Annotated in this window: 4 protein-coding genes; all 4 read right to left on the reverse strand. The window is 34.8% G+C overall.

What is annotated here, in order from left to right; all coding sequences use genetic code 11:
- Positions 1–124, reverse strand: a 124-nt coding sequence (locus J6Y29_01235; protein ID MBP5426515.1) for a type II secretion system protein, incomplete at its 3' end; no start/stop codon positions are given.
- Positions 125–135: 11 nt separating this feature from the next.
- Positions 136–963: a ribosomal protein L7/L12 gene (locus J6Y29_01240; protein MBP5426516.1), complete on the reverse strand. Its 828-nt coding sequence runs from the start codon at positions 961–963 to the stop codon at positions 136–138.
- Positions 964–966: 3 nt separating this feature from the next.
- On the reverse strand, positions 967–1,566 hold the full coding sequence (locus J6Y29_01245; protein MBP5426517.1) for a prepilin-type N-terminal cleavage/methylation domain-containing protein: 600 nt from the start codon (positions 1,564–1,566) through the stop codon (positions 967–969).
- Between the two features lie 13 nt (positions 1,567–1,579).
- The gene (locus J6Y29_01250; protein ID MBP5426518.1) at positions 1,580–2,149 is read right to left on the reverse strand and encodes a type II secretion system protein; all 570 of its coding nucleotides are present in this window, start codon (positions 2,147–2,149) and stop codon (positions 1,580–1,582) included.
- Positions 2,150–2,276: the final 127 nt, after the last annotated feature.

Consider the following 2,276-nt stretch of genomic DNA (forward strand, 5'->3'; position numbering starts at 1 on the left):
ATTGTGTTGTTAATACTTTTTTCTGATATGCCTCAGTAATTGATGGGATAGTCAGTACGGCAACTACGCCAATTATGGCCATTGACAAAAGTATTTCTACTAATGTAAAACTGTGTTTATGCATTTATCCTCCTTTTAATTTTTCTTTTTGGGTCCATTTGTTAATTCAAATTTAACGATAGCATAATCGCTCCATTCAAGGGTTTGCTTAATAGCATTAGCTTGGCTTTCGGTAACATTTTCTTTAATAGTTACAGGAGCATTATTAACAAGTTTTTCTGACTCTTCCCAATTTTTTCCGGTGATATTCTCAATTTGATTTACAATATACCAAAAGTTATGATTAGCTCCGTAGCCGACAAAGATTACATTATATCTGTTAGGATTAGAATTGACAAGTTCATCTATATCCCAATCATTTTTTTTGGTGTAATCAATGTAAATATTGCTGACAGTGCCATCCGGGTCAAAGGTAATCTGGTAAGCATCTCTACCAATTAAATTAGGACCGTTTTCGCCATTTACATCTAAAATGCCATTGGCATTTTTATCAATACATATTGCGGCACCTGATTTAGTAACTCCGCACTTGTAGTCGTTTTTATTATTTGACATTTTTTCACGTAAATTGTACGTACCGTTTTTGTCATTATATTTGCCGTAAGAAGATGCAAATCCGTCACGTTCACCCGCAATTAAAAGATATTTATTAAGAAATGTTTGATCTTTTATTGCCTGTGAATACTTAAAATTATCAGTCATTTCTTCCGTTACAACTGCTGCGCCGGCTTGAGATACCTCAGCATAAGCCCTTTGTAATTGAGTAGTTAATACTCTTTTTTTATAAGCCTCTGATAGTGTTGGTATAGTTAAAGCAGCAACGACACCTATAATGGCCATCGCAATAAGTATTTCTGCCAATGTAAAACCGTGTTTATGCATGTATCCTCCTTTTAATTTCATACATTATCTCCAAGTCCATTCCCAATTTGGAGAATCTATATCCCAATTCCCTTCTATGATACTTTCCAGCGGGCGATAATCACTATTATTACCTATGACTTGACCATTTGGTTTAAAAGTTATTTGAAAGGCATCTCTGCCAATTAAATTAGGACCGTTTTCGCCATTTACATCTAAAATACCGATGCCATATTTATCAATGCATATTGCGGCACCTGACTTAGTAACTCCGCAATCAAAATTATTCCAATTATGATATTTACTACCCATTTCGTTGTTAAATAGATCATAAGTAGCATATTTATCATAGAAAAAACCATATTGAGAAGCTCCGCCCCATTGACCTTTTTTAGAAACTGTAAGATATTTGCCAAGGAAGTCTTTATTTTTTACAGCTTTTGAAAGCTTAAAGTCATCGGGCATTTCGTTTGACATAACTAATCCCGCAGCTTGAGATACTTCAGCATAAGCCCTTTGTAATTGAGTTGTTAAGACTCTTTTTCTGTATGCTTCTGAAAGTGAGGGTACAGTCAACGCGGCAACGACACCTATAATTGCCATTGCAACAAGTATTTCTGCCAATGTGAAACTGTTTTTACGCATTTAGTCCTCCTTCTTAAATGAATTCATCAGGATTGTCAATATCCCACCCATTATGTATAATACGCTCTAGTGAATAACTATAACTGTTGTCTATTGTGCCATCAGGATTAAAACCTATTGAAAAAGCATCTCTGCCTATTATATTAGGGCCCTTTTTATTATTTATATCCAAAATTCCAAAACCTCCTTGGTTAAGACATATAGCAGCGCCTGATTTCAGTATTCCGCATCTGTAATTACCATTATTTCTTACTTCGTTTCTAAAATCATAATTGGCATTTCGCGAATCATAATAACCATATGTTGGTGCAAATCCGTCATAACTTTCAGGCATAGTGATAAGATATTTACCAATAAAAGTCAGGTCTTTAATAGCTCTTGATTTTCTGAAATCTTTGACCATTTCTTCCGATCTTGCTGTTACACCGGCTTGAGATATTTCGGCATATGCTCTCTGTAACTGAGTTGTTAATACCTTTTTTTGATATGCTTTTGAAATAGATGGTACGGCCAATGCGGCAACTACACCGACAATAGCCATTGCCAAAAGTACTTCTACTAATGTAAAACCGCGTTTACGCATTTAGCCTCCTTTTAATTATTATCTATAATTTTCCCTTTTGGTTTGTCTATATTCCAATCGTTATATATGATGCTATCAAGTGTGCGACTGTAATTAGCATTAACAGTTCCGTCAGGTCTAAAACCTA

The organism is Clostridiales bacterium (assembly GCA_017961515.1).
Lineage (GTDB): Bacteria > Bacillota > Clostridia > Acetivibrionales > RGIG10202 > RGIG10202.